Source organism: Streptomyces sp. SudanB52_2052 (genome assembly GCF_964272415.1).
Classification (GTDB): Bacteria; Actinomycetota; Actinomycetes; order Streptomycetales; family Streptomycetaceae; genus Streptomyces; species Streptomyces olindensis.
In genome coordinates, this window is sequence record NZ_OZ186796.1 from 8,709,591 (window position 1) to 8,726,133 (window position 16,543).

Genomic DNA, 16,543 nt, shown 5'->3' on the forward strand with positions numbered 1-16,543 from the left:
ACCGCCTCAGTCGGCCGACGGCGCCCAGCCCGCCGCTTCGACGCGCGACGCGTCCGCCGGGCGCGCCTCGTCGAACAGGACGCCGTCGGCCGCCTCCACCCGCAGCCCGTCCACGTAGACCCCGCGACCGACGTACAGCCGGTCCGTCGCGTACCGCCAGCGCACGGCCAGCGCCCGCGCGGCGGGCAGCTCGGCGGTGAGCCGGTGCCAGACGCGGCCCGACCAGCCGCTGACCGAGCCCGACGGGTGCTGCCGGGGATCCTCGCCCCGGCGGGACGTCGTGAAGGGCACCGGCCGCCAGGACGTACCGCCGTCGGTCGTGGCCTCCAGGACCAGGACGTCGGCCTTCGGCTCGGTGTCCCACCACAGCGCGCAGCGCAGCCGCGCCCCGCCGGACGACGTGTCGAGCGCGGGCAGGGCCAGCGTCGCCGTGGCGGAGACCGCCATCCCGGAGAACCAGGCCGTGCGTCCCCGCGCGGGCCGGACCGGCACGGCGCGCGCCAGGTTGTTCGCGGCGGCCACCCGGGGAGCGGAACCGGACCGCCAGCTCCGCACCGGATGGACGGAGTTGCCGAGGACGACGAGGAACGAGTCGGTCGACGGGTCGAGCACCAGCGAGGTACCGGTGAAGCCGGTGTGCCCGGCACTGCGCGGCGTGGCCATCGCGCCCATGTACCAGTGCTGGTGGAGCTCGAAGCCGAGTCCGTGCTCGTCCCCGGGGAACGCCGTGTTGAAGTCGGTGAACATCAGCTCCACCGACTCCGGTTCCAGGATCCGGGCGGGCCCGTAGACACCCCCGTTGAGCAGTGTGCGGGCGAGGACCGCGAGGTCCCAGGCGTCGGAGAACACGCCCGCGTGGCCCGCGACGCCGCCCAGGCCGAAGGCGTTCTCGTCGTGCACCTCGCCCCACACCAGGCCGCGGTCCAGCCCGGACCACGGCTTGCGCGCGTCCTCGGTGGCCGCGATCTTCGGCCGCCAGGAGGCCGGCGGGTTGTAGCGGGTGCGGCGCAGGCCCAGCGGGGCGGTGATCTCCTCGCGCAGGAGGGTGTCCAGGGGGCGGCCCGTGATCCGTTCCAGCACGAGCTGGAGCGAGATGAGGTTGAGGTCCGAGTACAGGTACGCCGTGCCCGGGGCGCTGACCGGCGCCTCGTCCCAGATGCGCTGGAGCTTCTCCTCGTACGTGGGCGCGCTGTACAGCGGGATCCAGGCGCGGAAGCCCGAGGTGTGCGTGAGCAGCTGACGGATCGTGATGTCCTGCTTGCCCGCACGGCCGAAGTCGGGCAGGTACGCGGCGACCTTCGCCTCCAGCTCCAGTTTCCCCCGCTCCATCTGCTGCACGGCGAGGAGCGAGGTGAACAGCTTCGACACCGACGCCAGGTCGAAGACGGTGTCCTCGGCCATCGGGATCTGCTCGCCGGGCGGGAACTCGATCCCGGTGTCGGTCTTCTCGTCGTAGGCCCGGTAGCGCACCGCCATGCCGATGGGCCGGTGCAGCGCGACCGTGCCGCCGCGTCCGGCGAGCAGGACGGCGCCCGCGTACCAGGGGCGCTTCGGGGAGGGGCGCAGGAACGCCTCGGCGTCGGTGACCAGTTGCCGCAGAGGGGCGGGGAGCAGCCCGGCGCGGGCGGCGGAGCCGTGCCGCAGCGTGTGACGCCCCGTGACCGGGGCGGCCTCGGCGGGTAAGGGAGCGAGGGCCAGGGCACCACCCAGGATCAGGGCGCGCCTGCGCGTCGGCCCGCCGGTCGTCGTCGCTCTGTCTGCCGTGCCTTCGGTCACCGCGCATCCTTCCGCCGAACCGCCCTGGACGTCCCGGACAGTATGTCCTCCCGACCCGGCCCCGCCGATAAATCTGACGGTGTATCAGAAAAGCCCTTCCGTCCTCCGGAGGACTCCGGCATCCTGCGCCCATGCAGACGGAGCTGAGCAAGCAACTGGGAGTCGAGCACGCCGTCTTCGGCTTCACGCCGTTCCCCGCCGTCGCCGCGGCCATCAGCCGGGCCGGCGGCTTCGGGGTGCTCGGCGCGGTCCGCTACACCGCCCCCGACGACCTCAAACGCGACCTGGACTGGATCGAGGCGCACGCCGAGGGCAGGCCGTACGGCCTGGACGTCGTCATGCCCGCGAAGAAGGTGGAGGGCGTCACGGAGGCCGACGTCGAGGCGATGATCCCCGAGGGGCACCGGCGGTTCGTCGAGGACACCCTCGCCAAGTACGGCGTGCCGGACCTCCCCGAGGGTGAGGCGTCCGGGTGGCGCATCACGGGCTGGATGGAACAGGTCGCCCGCACCCAGCTCGACGTCGCCTTCGACTACCCGATCAAGCTGCTCGCCAACGCGCTCGGCTCCCCGCCCGCCGACGTCATCGCCCGGGCCCACGATCAGGGCGTCCTCGTGGCGGCCCTCGCGGGCAGCGCCCGGCACGCCCGCAAGCACAAGGACGCCGGGATCGACATCGTCGTGGCACAGGGCTACGAGGCGGGCGGCCACACCGGCGAGATCGCGTCCATGGTGCTCACTCCCGAGGTCGTCGACGCCGTCGCCCCGCTGCCCGTCCTGGCCGCCGGCGGCATCGGCAGCGGACCGCAGGTGGCTGCCGCACTCGCCCTCGGCGCCCAGGGTGTGTGGCTGGGCTCCCTGTGGCTGACCACCACAGAAGCGGACCTCCACTCGCCCGCCCTGACCCGCAAGCTCCTCGCGGCCGGCTCCGGCGACACCGTGCGCTCCCGCGCCCTCACGGGCAAGCCCGCACGCCAGCTGCGCACCGAGTGGACCGACGCCTGGGAGGACCGGGACGGACCCGGCCCGCTGCCCATGCCGTTGCAGGGCCTGCTGGTCGCCGAGGCCGTCTCCCGCATCCAGAAGTACGAGGTGGAACCACTGCTCGGCACGCCGGTCGGGCAGATCGTCGGGCGGATGAACAGCGAACGCAGCGTCCGGGCCGTCTTCGACGACCTCACCCGCGGCTTCGAGGAGGCCGTGGACCGCGTCAACCGCATCGCCGGAAGGAGCGGCCAGTGAACAGCGGTGTTCCCCAGGGCTTCTGGGCCCAGGCGGCACGGGACCCCGGCCGCGAGGTGCTCGTCGCACCCGACGGCGAGGAATGGACCGCCGGACGCCTGCACGCCGCCGCCAACCGGCTCGTGCACGGCCTGCGCGCGGCCGGGCTGGCACGCGGCGACACCTTCGCGGTCGTCCTCCCCAACGGCGTCGAGTTCCTCACCGCGTACCTCGCCGCCAGCCAGGCCGGGTTCTACCTCGTGCCCGTCAACCACCACCTGGTCGGGCCGGAGATCGCCTGGATCGTCTCCGACTCCGGCGCCAAGGTCCTCCTCGCCCACGAGCGTTACGGTGACGCGGCCCGCCACGCCGCCGACGAGGCCGGCCTCCCCGGCACCCACCGGTACGCCGTCGGCACGGTCGAGGGCTTCCGGCCGTACGCCGAACTCCTCGACGGCCGCCCCGAGTCGCCGCCCGCGGACCGCACCCTCGGCTGGGTCATGAACTACACCTCGGGCACCACCGGCCGCCCCCGCGGCATCCGCCGCCCGCTGCCCGGCAAACCGCCGGAGGAGGCCTACCTCGGCGGCTTCCTCGGCATCTTCGGCATCCGGCCCTTCGACGACAACGTGCACCTGGTGTGCTCGCCGCTCTACCACACGGCCGTCCTCCAGTTCGCCGGGGCGTCCCTGCACATCGGCCACCGGCTGGTCCTGATGGACAAGTGGACACCCGAGGAGATGCTCCGCCTCATCGACCGCCACCGCTGCACCCACACCCACATGGTCCCCACCCAGTTCCACCGCCTGCTGGCCCTGCCCGACGAGGTGAAGGACCGCTACGACGTCTCCTCCATGCGGCACGCCATCCACGGCGCCGCCCCCTGCCCCGACCACGTCAAACGGGCCATGCTCGACTGGTGGGGCCCCTGCGTGGAGGAGTACTACGCGGCCAGCGAGGGCGGCGGCGCCTTCGCCACCGCCGAGGACTGGCTGAAGAAGCCCGGCACCGTCGGCAAGGCCTGGCCCATCAGCGAACTCGCGATCTTCGACGACGACGGCAACCGGCTGCCGCCGGGCGAACTCGGCACCGTCTACATGAAGATGAACACCGGCGGCTTCTCGTACCACAAGGACGAGGCCAAGACCCGCAAGAACCGCATCGGCGACTTCTTCACCGTCGGCGACCTGGGCCACCTCGACGAGGACGGCTACCTCTTCCTGCGCGACCGCAAGATCGACCTGATCATCTCCGGCGGCGTCAACATCTACCCGGCCGAGATCGAGTCGGCCCTGCTCGCCCACCCCGCCGTCGCGGACGCCGCCGTCTTCGGCATCCCGCACGACGACTGGGGCGAGGAGGTCAAGGCGGTCGTCGAACCGGCCCCCGGACACCGGCCCGGGTCCGCCCTCGCGGCCGACCTCCTCGACCACTGCGCCCACCGCCTCGCCGGATACAAACGGCCCCGCAGCGTCGACTTCATCGCCGAGATGCCCCGCGACCCCAACGGCAAGCTGTACAAGCGGCGGCTGCGCGAGCCGTACTGGGAGGGCCGGACCCGACCGGTGTGAGGCGGCGACTCAGGTATGGGGAGCGGGGGCCGGCGTCATCCTTTGGTCGGCCCCCGCTCGCCCTCCGGCCGATGTCCGGCCGGGCCCCGCCTCCCTAGCGTCGGACCATGACCATCGCGACCACCGAGGGACCGCTGAAGCGGGGGGCCGTACGGCCGGGCGAGCGGGCCCTCGCCCCCGATCTCGCACGCGGGATCATGCTGCTGGGCATCGTGCTGTCCAACACCGCCTTCCACCTGTGGGCCGCCCGGCGCGGACCGTCCGGATGGCAGCCCGGGGACGGCTCCTGGCTCGACCACGCCGTGCAGTTCACCATGATCACGGCCCTGGACCTGCGGATCTACCCGCTCTTCGCCTTCCTCTTCGGCTACGGCATGATGCAGCTCTACCTCCGGCAGACCGCCGCCGGCACCGACGGGCGCGACGCCGCGAGGATCCTGCGCCTGCGCAGCCTCTGGCTGATCGTCATCGGCCTGACGCACGCCGCCCTGCTCATGTCGGGCGACATCATCGGCTTCTACGGAGTCCTGAGCCTCATCCTCGGCCTGGCCTTCCTGCGGCGCGGCGAACGGGCCCTGACGTGGTGGATCCGGATCGGTGTCGCCCTGCTCCTGCTCGTCTCGGCCGGGCCCGTCGTCTCGGCGCTGCTCCGGGGCGAACTGGGCGGGCTCGGCGACGCCGGTGCCGAACCGGGCTTCACGGCGTACGCACCGGACGAGGAGAACTGGCTCACCGCCGCCGGAATCCGGCTCCGGACGGGCCTGTTCGTCACCTTCGCCGCCGCCCCGCTGACCCTCGTCGGCGGCGGGTACGTCCTCTTCCTGCTCGGCTTCCGGGCCGCGCGGCGCCGCGTCCTGGAGGAACCCGGCCGTCACCGCACGCTGCTGCGGCTGACGGCCGTGCTCGGCATCGCCATCGGCTGGCTCGGCGCGCTGCCCGCCGCGCTCGCCCACACCGGCGTCCTGCACGTGCCGGACGACATGCAGAGCGAATCCGGCGCGCTCACGGTCCTGCGCGACGTGACCGGCAACGCCGCCGGCCTCGGCTATGTGGCCGCCGTCGCCCTCTTCGCGCACTGGTGGACCACCCGCCGGCCCCGGCGCGGTGCGACGGCGGTGGCGGCGGTGACCGCCGTCGGCAAGCGGTCCCTGTCCTGCTACCTCGCCCACTCGCTGCTCTTCGCCCGGGTGCTGGCCGCCTGGGGACTCGGCCTCGGCGCGCACCTGGGCAGCGCCACCATGGCGCTCTTCGCCCTGGCCGTCTGGCTGGTCACGGTCGCGGGAGCGTACGCCCTGGAGCGGGCCGGGCGCCGGGGCCCGGCCGAAGTCCTGCTACGGCGACTGATGTACGGCTCCCGCCGGACCTGAACAGGGGTGCCGCCCCCACGGGAGCGGCACCCCTCACTCGGTCAGCGGCGCTCGTGCACCCGCACCACCTTCAGCTCCGGCGAGGACCGGATGTCCTTCTCGCAGAAGCGCGAGGTCACCCACTTCTCACCGGAGAACAGCCGGGTCTGGTCGGCGAAGTGCGGCGAGTCCGGGTTGGACGACTGGGAGTACGCCAGCAGGGTGCGGGCCACGGGGCAGCTCCCGCCGTCCCAGCCCACCGCCTGGAGATGGCTCGACCCGAACGGCACCTCCGTGTAGCCGCCCGCGGCCGCGTCCCACCTCGGCTCCAGCACGTTCCACACGCCGAGCCGGCCCGAACCGCCCGGCACCGCAAGACGCTCCCCGCCGCGGACCACGAACTGGTGCGCGCCGAGCGGCGCGTCGAGCGCGATCCCCGCGGCGCGCAGCTCCGTCACCGCGTCGGCGAGGGCGGCGGCGACGCCGGGATCGTCCGTGTTGAGCGTGTTCGGGGTGCGCACCGGGTCGGCCGCCGAGAACGGCACCTTCCACAACCGGGCCTGCGGCACCGTCTGTTCGAGCCTCCGCCAGAACCGGTCGAAGAGCAGCGCTCCCCGGCTGCCGGTGTCCATGGTGCGGTCCCACCCCCTGAGCACCCCGCAGGCCGCCGACACGTCGACGGCCCTGCCGTCGCTGCTCGTCGCGCTGCCACCGGGCAGTGCCGCGCACGCCCGTGCGACGTCCGCCGCGGCGAGGTCACCCGCGGTAACCCGGTTGGCGAACTGCTGCCGCTGCAGGTCGCGTACGGTCAGACCGCCCCGCTCCGCCATCGCGGCCACGTCCTCGATCCCGCCCCGGGTGCGCAGGCCGAGCTCGGTGCCGACCGTGCCGAAGACCCGCTCGTACCCGGTGATCGGCCGGTCGGCGTTGGTCAGCCACGCGGTGCCGTTGGAGTTCTCGACGTACGGGGCGTCCCGCAGCGTCGGCATCCTGGCCGGGCCGAGGATCCCCGGCCGGACCGCGCCGGGGTCCCTGCCGAGGGCGCAGTCGCCGCGCGAGCCGTCGAGGATCGCGATCCCGGACGCCGGATAGGTGGTCCGGCCGAGCTCCGTCGAGCAGCGCTCCGCCAACTCGTCGGTGATGCGGGGGAGCACCTGCGCCTGGGTGAAGAGGGAGTGCCCCGCGCGGTCGGCGGCGATCGTGTTCACCCACGGGATGCCCTGGTGCCGGGCGAGGGAGGCGCGGACCTCGTCCGTGCTGCGCGCCTTGCCGAAGCCGAGCGAGGTGTCGGCGAAGCGGAGGTTCGCGGCGTTCGGGTCGTGCAGGGCGTACGCCGTCGTGCTGGTCCACGGCAGCGGCACCTGGGGGTTGAGGGAGGTGACGACGGGTCCGTAGCGGGTCCACCACTGGGTGCGGGTCACCGGTGCGCCGTCCTTCACCGCGACCGTCACGGTCCGCTTCGTCATGCGTTCCGGCCTGCCGTCCACGAGGTAGGTCGTGGGGTCGGCCGGATCCAGCGTCAGCCGGTGGAAGTTGGCCGGTATGCCGGTCGAGACGGTGTGGCTCCAGGCCACATGTGCGTTGAAGCCGATGGAGATCGCGGGAGTGCCCAGCAGTGAGCCGCCGGAGACGTTCAGCTCGCCGGGGATCGTCTGCTGCGACTGCCAGAACCGCCGCCCGCCCTGCCACGGGTAGTGCGGGTTGCCGAGCAGCAGGCCGCGGCCGTTCGCCGTCGTGTCGCCGCGGAAGGCGACCGCGTTGGAGCCCATGCCGGGGTCGCCCCACAGCTCGTCCGCCGCCTTCGCCACGGCCTTCGCGTCCGGCGTGCGCGCGGACCGGGCGGACGGGCCGGAAGGGGCGGACGCGGTGGCCGGGGCGGACGGGTCGCCGGAGGCCTCGGCCGGTCCGGCCGGCGGCTGCGCGGCGGTGATCGTCTCGACGAAGCGCCCCTCGCCGGAGATCGAGGCGATGGCGAGGCCGCGGGCCGCCACGTCGAGTTCGGTGACCGGCCGGACCCAGGCGGCGCCCGCGCAGCCGGGATCCGTGATCTTCCGCTGCTTCAGCCAGGCGTTGTAACCGGCCGCCCAGCCGCGCATCATGTCCCGGACCGCACGGCTCGGGCCCGCGGGAGCGGGTTCGGCGAGCAGCTTCTCCACCGTGCCGCTCCGGCGGACCCCGCGGAAGTACAGGTCGCTGGCGAGGTTCGTGCGGGCCGCCGAGAGTTCGCCGCCGGCGGCCGCCTCGGCGCCGAAGTACCGGGACCGCTCGCCCCGCAGGGTCACGAACCCCTCGGCGAGCGTGCAGACCTCGTCGGCGGCCTGCGCCCACCCCGTGCCGAAGCCCAGGTCGGCGTAGTCCCCGGCGAGGATGTGCGGGATGCCGTACTCGGTGTAGCGGATGACGGCGGACAGGCCGTCGCCGGACGGGTGGTGCTCCTCCCGTCCCTGGCTGGGGGCGGCGGCCGCGGGTAACGCGGACGCGGCCGTGAACAGGGCCGTGGCCCCGAGAACGAGTCGTCTCCAGCGGGTGCGCATCGTGCCTCCCGGCCTCGTCGAGCAGAAGGGTGGCCGAGCGCGCGCATCGGTCACCCGGCTGTCAGTTCCATGACATGTGACGCGCGTGACAGGGGTGAGGTTGATCGCGGGGTGACTTGACCTGCCCCGGGCGTCCACCGAGGATCGACTCCCATGACGACGCCCGGACACGGCAGCACGGTCGACGGAGTCCTGCGACGCAGCGCCCGGCGCACCCCGGCGCGCGTCGCGGTGGAGTACGGCGAACGCACCTGGACCTACGACGAACTCGACACCGCCGTCTCCCGCGCGGCCAGCGTCCTCCTCGCCCAGGGACTGGCCCCGGGCGACCGGGTCGGCGCCTACGGCCACAACTCCGACGCCTACCTCATCGCCTTCCTGGCCTGCGCCCGGGCGGGCCTGGTCCACGTCCCGGTCAACCAGCACCTGACCGGCGACGACCTCGCCTACATCGTCGGCCAGTCGGGCAGCTCTTTGGTCCTCACCGACCCGGACCTCGCCTCCCGACTCCCCGGTGGCGTACGGACGTTGCCTTTGCGCGACGCCGACGACTCGCTGCTCGCGCGGCTGGCCGGGGCACCCGCCCACGACGGCCCCGAGCCGCGCGGCGAGGACCTGGTGCAGCTCCTGTACACCTCCGGGACGACCGCCCTGCCCAAGGGCGCGATGATGACGCACCGGGCCCTGGTGCACGCGTACCTGAGCGCGATCACCGCCCTCGACCTCAGTGCGGGCGACCGCCCCGCGCACGCGCTGCCGCTGTACCACTCGGCGCAGATGCACGTCTTCCTGCTGCCCTGCCTCGCCGTCGGCGCGACGAACCTCATCCTCGACGCCCCCGACGGCGACCGGCTCTTCGACCTGATCGAGACGGGCCGAGTGGACAGCCTGTTCGCCCCGCCCACCGTCTGGATCGCGCTGTCGCACCGCCCCGACTTCGCGACCCGCGACCTGAGCGGCCTGCGCAAGGCCTACTACGGAGCGTCGATCATGCCGGTCCCCGTACTCGAACGGCTCAAGGAGCGCCTGCCGGACCTGGCCTTCTACAACTGCTTCGGCCAGAGCGAGATCGGCCCCCTCGCCATGGTGCTCGCCCCCGACGAACACAAGGGCCGCATGGACTCCTGCGGCCGTCCCGTCCTGTTCGTCGACGCGCGCGTGGTCGACGAGAACGGCGACGACGTCCCCGACGGCACCCCCGGCGAGATCGTCTACCGCTCCCCGCAACTGTGCGAGGGCTACTGGGACAAGCCGGAGGAGACCGCCGAGGCCTTCCGTGACGGCTGGTTCCGCTCCGGCGACCTCGCCGTACGCGACGCGCACGGCTACTACACGATCGTCGACCGGGTGAAGGACGTCATCAACTCCGGTGGCGTCCTGGTCGCTTCACGCCAGGTCGAGGACGCCCTGTACACCCACCCCCGGGTCGCCGAGGCGGCGGTCGTGGGCCTGCCCGACGAACGCTGGATCGAGGCGGTCACGGCCGTCGTCGTCCCCCAGGGAGAGGTCACCGAGGCGGAACTCGTCGACCACGTCCGCGAGAAGCTCACCCCCTTCAAGGCACCGAAGCGGGTGGTGTTCGTGGAGGAACTGCCGAGGAACGCCAGCGGGAAGATCCTGAAGCGGCAGCTGAGGAGCGACCTCGCCTGAACGGCACGTGCGCGGACGCGCGGCACCCGCCCGTCGCCCCGGAACCCCGTTGCGTCCGGCTGCCGCGGGACACGAAGATCTGCGGCATGCCCGACTTCAGCGCCCCGGACGGAACCCGGCTCGCCCACCACCTGCGCGGTTCCGGCGAGCCGCTCGTCGTGCTCCCGGGCGGGCCCATGCGGGCCTCCGGCTACCTCGGGGACCTGGGTGGGCTCGACGCCCACCGGCAGTTGGTGCTCCTCGACCTGCGCGGCACCGGGCAGTCCGCGGTGCCGGCGGACCCGGCGACGTACCGCTGCGACCGTCTGGTGGACGACGTCGAGGCGCTGCGGCTCCACCTGGGCCTGGAGCGGATGGACCTGCTGGCGCACTCGGCGGGCGGCAGTCTCGCCATACTGTACGCGGCCCGGTACCCCGAGCGGCTGTCGCGGCTGGCACTCATCACGGCCACCCCGTGGGCACTGGGCCTGCCGGCGACGGCGGAGCAGCGACGCGCGGCGGCACGGCTACGGGCGTCGGAGCCCTGGTTCCCCCAGGCGTTCCCGGCGTTCGAGGCCTGGCTGTCCGGCAGCGGTGACTTCGATCCCGTGTTCCTCCCGTTCTTCTACGGCCGTTGGGACGACACCGCGCGGGCCCACGCCGATCGGGAGGAGGACGAGACGAACGACGACGCGGCGGACGTCTACGGCGCGGACGGCGCCTACGACCCGGCCGCGACGCGGGCCGCGCTCGCTCGTGTCGCGGCCCCGGTGCTCGTCCTGGCCGGGGAAGCCGACGGCGGCCCCAGCCCGGCTCTCGCCCGCCGGACCGCCGAAGCCCTCCCGAAGGCCGAACTCGCGGTGCAGCCGGGCGCGGGGCACTATCCGTGGCTGGACGACGCCGAGTGGTTCACACGGCGCGTGACCGCCTTCTTCTCCGGCCAGGGCCAGGGCCAGGGCTCGGACGACTGACGGCCTCTGCCGTCGGCAGAGCGAGCGGCGCCCGCGACGGTCGCCTCACTACCGTTCCCTGCATGGACACCCCACCGCGAACGATACGGGCGAACGGCATCGGTCTGGCCTACCGGGTCTGGGGACCGCGGGAGGCACCGCCCGTCCTGCTCCTCCACGCCCGCGGCGCCGACGGTGCCGACTGGGCGGAGACCGCCCCGGCACTGGCCGCCGGGCCACGCCGGGTGTACGCCGTCGACCTGCGCGGGCACGGCCGCAGCGACTGGCCCGGCGACTACGCCTACGAGACCATGCGCGACGACGTCCACGCCTTCCTCGGCGCGCTCGGCATCCGCAGCGCCGACGTCGTGGGCCACTCGCTCGGCGGCGCCGTCGCCTACCTGCTGGCCCAGCACCATCCGCGTCTGGTACGGAGGCTCGTCCTGGAGGACGTGCCCGCGCCCGTCCCGCTCGATCCGCCGCGGCCGCCGGCCCGACGTCCCGACGGGGACCTGCCGTACGACTGGGCGATGATCCTCGCCACCGACGAACAGCGCAACACCCCAAACCCTGTGTGGTGGGACCACATGGGTCGGATCACCATGCCCACGCTGCTGATCGGCGGTGGCCCGACCAGCCTGATCCCGCAGGACCAGATCGCCGCCCTCGCCGGACTGCTGCCCGACGCCCGGCACGTCACCATCGACGCGGGGCACCTCGTCCACGAGACCCGGCCGAAGGAGTTCCTGGCGGCCGTGGAGGACTTCCTCGGTGCCGGTTCCTGAGCCGGCCGGACCGACGGCGACTCAGCCCTGTGGACCGTACGCCGTCATGAAGCGGTCGCGGAACTCGTCCATGCCCCAACGGGGCGCGTCCGGCGCGGGCTTGAGGCCGTCGGTCCAGTTCCAGTCGGCGACCCGGTCCAGGACCTTCTTGTCCCGGGCGACGATCGTGACCGGCACGTCCTTGCCGGTGTCGCCGGCGGTGACCGTCGGCACCGGCTGGTGGTCGCCGAGGAAGACGAGCACCGTGTCCTCGTCGCCGTAGCGCTCGACCCACTCGGTGAGGCTGCGGATCGAGTACTCGACGGCCTTCCGGTACTCGGTGCGGACCTTCTCCGGGTCCTTCCACACCTCCGTGGGGTTGGTGCCCTCCTTCTTGATCCGGTGGAACACCGAGCCGTCGCCGAGGTCCTCCCAGTCGATCATCCGCGCGATGGGGGACCAGGGGTTGTGACTGGAGGCCAGGATGATCTCCGCCATGATCGGCTCACGGTCCTTCTTGCCGTGCTCCAGGCGCTGGAACGCCTCCATGCTGAACTGGTCGGGCACCGGCGTCCAGCTGAAGTACGGGCCGTGGTAGCCGAGGTGCTCGGAGTCGTAGATGTGGTCCAGGCCGAAGAACTTCCCCTCCGGCCAGGCCCGGCGCACACCGGGCACGATGCCGACGGTCCGCCAGGCGCCGGTCTTGCGGAAGTAGTTGGTCAGCGTCATGCGGTCGCTGGTGGTCAGGCTGCGGTACCGCTGCTGGTTCTTGATCCACAGACCGGACAGGAAGGTCGAGTGGGCGAGCCAGCTGCCCGCGCCGGTCACCGGCGACTGCAGCCAGCCGCTGCGCGACTCGAACCCGGCCGCCTTCAGCGAGTTCGTTCCCTCCTTCAGCACCGTGTCCATCCGGGGCGCCATCGCCGGGTCGTCGATCGCGACCCGGCCGTAGCTCTCGATGAAGGTGAACAGGACGTCCTTGCCGCGCAGACCCGTCAGCAACTGGTCCGGAGGCGTCTTCGCGAAGGCGTCCACGGCGGCCTGCTTCTCGAAGACCCGTGCGTCCCGCAGCCCCGCGCGCACCTGTTCCACCCGGTTTCCGAGGAACTCGGCGTTGCCCTTCGTGGCGACCGGCACGCCGCCGATCTGCACGCCCAGCGTCATGCAGGTGATCCACGCCGTACCGAGGATCAGCGTCGTACGGGACGCGACGGGACGGTGACCGACCATCAGGTTCGTCAGCCGCACCACCGCGAGCGTCGTGAGCACGAGCACCGCGACGAACAGTACGATCACCCCGATCACGGCCAGCACCTGGCCGGTACGGCCGAACGTCTCCCTCAGGAAGTCCGTGGCGTTCTCGATGAGAATCCAGTCGAGGACCAGGTCGAAGGGCCGGGCCAGGATCTGGTAGAAGCCCATGTCGACGAATTTCAGGACGGTGGTCAGCCCGAGGAACACGCCCGTGACGACCGCCATGATCCGCCGGGGCCTCGGCGGCAGCGCGAGCAGCAGGCCCGCGAGGAGCACGCCCTCGGCCGGGATGCGGACGAACGAGGCGAACTCCACCCGTTCGACGCGGTTCGGTACGAGCAGCGCGAACAGCACGAGCAGACCCGCCAGCACGGTCGTCCCGATCGAGACGCCGCGTGCGGTGCGGGGGTGGCGCCGCCGCCAGCCGAACCAGCCGGGCCTCGACGCGCCCGATGCGGCGTCCGGTGTGTGGTCCTGGTCCGCGGCTGCTTCGCGCGCGGCCCCGGCGTCGTCGCCTTCTCGACGTGCGGTGGTGTCGCCGTCCGGGGTGGGCATGCCGGTGTCGCCGTCCGGGCCGGGTGCGGTGGTGTCGCCGTTGCCGTCGCCCTCGGTGTCCGCGCCGGCGTCATCGCCCGACGCTGCCGCTTCCTTCCCGCCGTCCGGATCCTCCGTACCGGATCCCCCGCCCGGTGCCACCGCCCCCGCGTCGTCAGCCGGTTCCGCCCCGCCCTCGGTCGTGTCCGACTGCTGGTGGGAGCGAGTGAAGAGCGACACCCGGGGGGTCCTTCCGTGCGGTCTTGCGATGGCATGGCAAACACAGCCCAGTGACCGAGCCTGCCACCACCAGTACGTCCGCACGTCACCTCGGGTTCAATCGGCGGGTCGGAGATTCACCCGTCCGCCGCCACCGCCACCTCGCGCGCCCAGCGGTAGTCCGCCTTGCCGCTCGGCGACCGCTGGACGGCCTCCGTGATCACCAGCTGCCGCGGGAGCTTGTAGCCGGCCAGCCGGTCACGGCAGTGCGCCCGGATGTCCTCCAGCGACAGGCGCGCGGCACCCTCCCGCAGCTGCACCACGGCCGCCACATGGTGTCCCCACCGGGGATCCGGCACCCCGGCCACCAGCGCGTCGTAGACGTCCGGGTGGGACTTGAGTGCCTGCTCGACCTCCTCCGGGTACACCTTCTCGCCGCCGGTGTTGATGCACTGCGAGCCACGGCCCAGGACGGTCACCACACCCTCCGCGTCGACGGTGGCCATGTCGCCGAGCAGCACCCACCGCTCGCCGTCCTTCTCGAAGAAGGTCGCGGCGGTCTTGGCCGGGTCGTTGTAGTAGCCGAGCGGCACATGTCCGCACTGGGCGACCCGCCCCACCTCGCCGACGGCGACCGGCTCGTGCGTGACGGGATCCACCACCTGTGTGCGGGCGTTGACGCGGACCCGGAAGCCGCGCTCCGGGCCCGAGTCCTCGGTCGCCGTCCCGTTGAACCCGGACTCCGAGGAGCCGAAGTTGTTCAGCACCATGGCGTTCGGCACCAGCTCCTGGAACTGCCGGCGGACCGTGTCCGACATGATCGCGCCGGACGACGACACGCTGAACAGCGAGGAACGGTCGATGTGCCGCAGCGGGCCGCGCAAGGCGTCGACCAGCGGCCGCAGCATCGCGTCGCCCACCAGCGAGATGCTGCTGACCTTCTCCTTCTCCACGGTCCGCAGCACCTCCTCGGGCACGAACTTGCGGTGGATCACCACCCGCTGCCCGAAGTTGAAGCCGATGAACGCCGTGAGCGTGGAGGTGCCGTGCATCAGCGGTGCCGTGGGGAAGAAGGTGATGCCCTCCCCGCCCGCCGCGACCCGCTCGGCCAGCTCCTCCGGTTTCTTCACCGGCTCACCGGTCGGCGCGCCCCCGCCGAGACCGGCGAAGAACAGGTCCTCCTGCCGCCACATCACACCCTTGGGCATCCCGGTCGTACCGCCGGTGTAGATGATGAACTGGTCATCGCCGGACCGCGCCGGGAAGCCCCGCTCGGGGGACCCGGTGGCCTCCACATGGGCGAACTCCACACAGGGCAGCGCAGCGGCTCCCGGCGCCGGCGCCCCGACCCGGATCAGATGCCGCAGCTTCTCCGTGCGTGGCCGTGCCGCCGCCACCCGGTCCGTGAACTCCGCGTCGAAGACCAGCGCCGCCAGATCCGCGTCCCGGTAGAGGTACACCAACTCCTCCTCCACATAGCGGTAGTTGACGTTGACCGGGACGATCCGCGCCTTCAGGCAGCCCAGCACCGTCTGGAGGTACTCCACGCCGTTGTAGAGGTGGAGCCCGAGGTGCTCCCCGGGCCGTATCCCGCTGTCGAGCAGATGGTGGCCGACGCGGTTGGCCGCCGCGTCCAGCTCCGCGTACGTCAGCCGGCGCTCCGCGCCCATACCGGGATGGTCGACGTGGACGAGCGCCTCACGGCCGGGAACGACGTCGACGACCGACTCGAACAGGTCGGCAAGGTTGTACTCCACCGCTCCTCCTGACCCCGGGACGTGCCTGGCATCGGACGGTTCGCCGGTCATCAGAGCAAAGGGCGCTCCAACTGTGAAGGGTCCGCGCGAGAAAATCTGACTGTCTGTCAGAAAACCCTTGAAGTGCCTCACCGCCTACTGCAACCTGTTCTCGTTCCAGGAGAGGGGAGTTCGCCATGGGCGGGACGGAACACCTCACCGTGCAGCGCGAAGGCGCCACACTGGTGCTCACGCTCAACAGGCCACAGGCCAGGAACGCGCTCTCGCTGCCGATGCTCGTCGGCCTGTACGACGGCTGGCTGGAAGCCGACGCGGACGACTCCGTCCGCTCGATCGTCCTCACGGGCGCGGGCGGTTCGTTCTGCTCCGGCATGGACCTCAAGGCCCTCGCCGGGAACGGCATGGCGGGGGAGGAGTACCGGGACCGGCTCAAGGCCGACCCGGACCTGCACTGGAAGGCGATGCTGCGCCACCACCGCCCGCGCAAGCCGGTGATCGCCGCCGTCGAGGGGTACTGCGTCGCGGGCGGGACGGAGATGCTCCAGGGCACCGACATCCGCGTCGCCGGCGAGTCCGCCACCTTCGGCCTGTTCGAGGTGCGGCGCGGGCTGTTCCCCATCGGCGGCTCCACGGTCCGCCTGCCCCGCCAGATCCCGCGCACCCACGCCCTGGAGATGCTGCTCACCGGCCGCCCCTACAGCGCCCGGGAGGCCGCCGCCATCGGCCTGATCGGCCACGTCGTCCCCGACGGCACCGCGCTCGACCGGGCCCTGGAGATCGCCGAACGGATCAACGCCTGCGGTCCGCTGGCCGTCGAGGCCGTCAAGGCCTCCGTCTACGAGACCGCCGAGATGACCGAGTCCGACGGCCTCGCGGCGGAACTGACGCGTGGCTGGCCCGTCTTCGACACCGCCGACGCCAAGGAGGGCGCCCGCGCCTTCGCGGAGAAACGACCGCCCGTCTACAAGCGCGCCTGACCGAAGGAGCCC

Annotated in this window: 11 protein-coding genes; 7 read left to right on the forward strand and 4 right to left on the reverse strand. The window is 72.5% G+C overall.

The genetic code is table 11. The features are described 5' to 3' along the window. Positions 1 to 6: 6 nt before the first annotated feature. Entirely contained in the window at positions 7 to 1,776 is a 1,770-nt protein-coding gene (locus ACSUPV_RS39175; RefSeq protein WP_436949665.1) for a serine hydrolase, read from the reverse strand. A gap of 131 nt (positions 1,777 to 1,907) precedes the next feature. On the opposite strand from ACSUPV_RS39175, the gene ACSUPV_RS39180 reads away from it, so the two are divergent. The 3 genes from ACSUPV_RS39180 to ACSUPV_RS39190 all read left to right on the forward strand — a co-directional run bounded on the left by ACSUPV_RS39180 (position 1,908) and on the right by ACSUPV_RS39190 (position 5,934). Then, complete coding sequence (locus tag ACSUPV_RS39180) at positions 1,908 to 3,017, forward strand: NAD(P)H-dependent flavin oxidoreductase (RefSeq protein ID WP_037758172.1); 1,110 nt, start codon at positions 1,908 to 1,910, stop codon at positions 3,015 to 3,017. Beyond that, a complete protein-coding gene (locus ACSUPV_RS39185; RefSeq protein WP_436949666.1) occupies positions 3,014 to 4,567 on the forward strand; it encodes an acyl-CoA synthetase in 1,554 nt (517 codons plus the stop codon). Before ACSUPV_RS39180 ends, ACSUPV_RS39185 begins: the two co-directional genes overlap by 4 nt. 107 nt (positions 4,568 to 4,674) lie before the next feature. After that, positions 4,675 to 5,934: a DUF418 domain-containing protein gene (locus ACSUPV_RS39190; RefSeq protein ID WP_436949667.1), complete on the forward strand. Its 1,260-nt coding sequence runs from the start codon at positions 4,675 to 4,677 to the stop codon at positions 5,932 to 5,934. Positions 5,935 to 5,975: 41 nt separating this feature from the next. On the opposite strand, the gene ACSUPV_RS39195 is transcribed toward ACSUPV_RS39190, so the two are convergent. After that, positions 5,976 to 8,447: a penicillin acylase family protein gene (locus ACSUPV_RS39195; RefSeq protein ID WP_436949668.1), complete on the reverse strand. Its 2,472-nt coding sequence runs from the start codon at positions 8,445 to 8,447 to the stop codon at positions 5,976 to 5,978. Between the two features lie 153 nt (positions 8,448 to 8,600). Between ACSUPV_RS39195 and ACSUPV_RS39200 the strand changes: the two genes are divergently transcribed. From ACSUPV_RS39200 to ACSUPV_RS39210, 3 genes are all read left to right on the forward strand, one after another. Then, positions 8,601 to 10,097, forward strand: coding sequence for an acyl-CoA synthetase (locus ACSUPV_RS39200; RefSeq protein ID WP_037758179.1), 1,497 nt, complete (start codon positions 8,601 to 8,603; stop codon positions 10,095 to 10,097). Positions 10,098 to 10,183: 86 nt separating this feature from the next. Then, on the forward strand, positions 10,184 to 11,047 hold the full coding sequence (locus ACSUPV_RS39205) for an alpha/beta fold hydrolase (RefSeq protein WP_436949669.1): 864 nt from the start codon (positions 10,184 to 10,186) through the stop codon (positions 11,045 to 11,047). Between the two features lie 62 nt (positions 11,048 to 11,109). Next, the gene (locus ACSUPV_RS39210) at positions 11,110 to 11,811 is read left to right on the forward strand and encodes an alpha/beta fold hydrolase (protein ID WP_031118606.1); all 702 of its coding nucleotides are present in this window, start codon (positions 11,110 to 11,112) and stop codon (positions 11,809 to 11,811) included. Between the two features lie 21 nt (positions 11,812 to 11,832). Here ACSUPV_RS39210 and ACSUPV_RS39215 read toward each other — a convergent pair whose 3' ends face one another. Continuing rightward, positions 11,833 to 13,818, reverse strand: a complete 1,986-nt coding sequence (locus ACSUPV_RS39215) for a sulfatase (protein ID WP_436949670.1) — start codon at positions 13,816 to 13,818, stop codon at positions 11,833 to 11,835. Positions 13,819 to 13,934: 116 nt separating this feature from the next. Next, a complete protein-coding gene (locus tag ACSUPV_RS39220) occupies positions 13,935 to 15,554 on the reverse strand; it encodes an acyl-CoA synthetase (RefSeq protein ID WP_436949671.1) in 1,620 nt (539 codons plus the stop codon). Positions 15,555 to 15,730: 176 nt separating this feature from the next. On the opposite strand from ACSUPV_RS39220, the gene ACSUPV_RS39225 reads away from it, so the two are divergent. Continuing rightward, on the forward strand, positions 15,731 to 16,531 hold the full coding sequence (locus ACSUPV_RS39225) for a crotonase/enoyl-CoA hydratase family protein (protein ID WP_031118609.1): 801 nt from the start codon (positions 15,731 to 15,733) through the stop codon (positions 16,529 to 16,531). Positions 16,532 to 16,543: the final 12 nt, after the last annotated feature.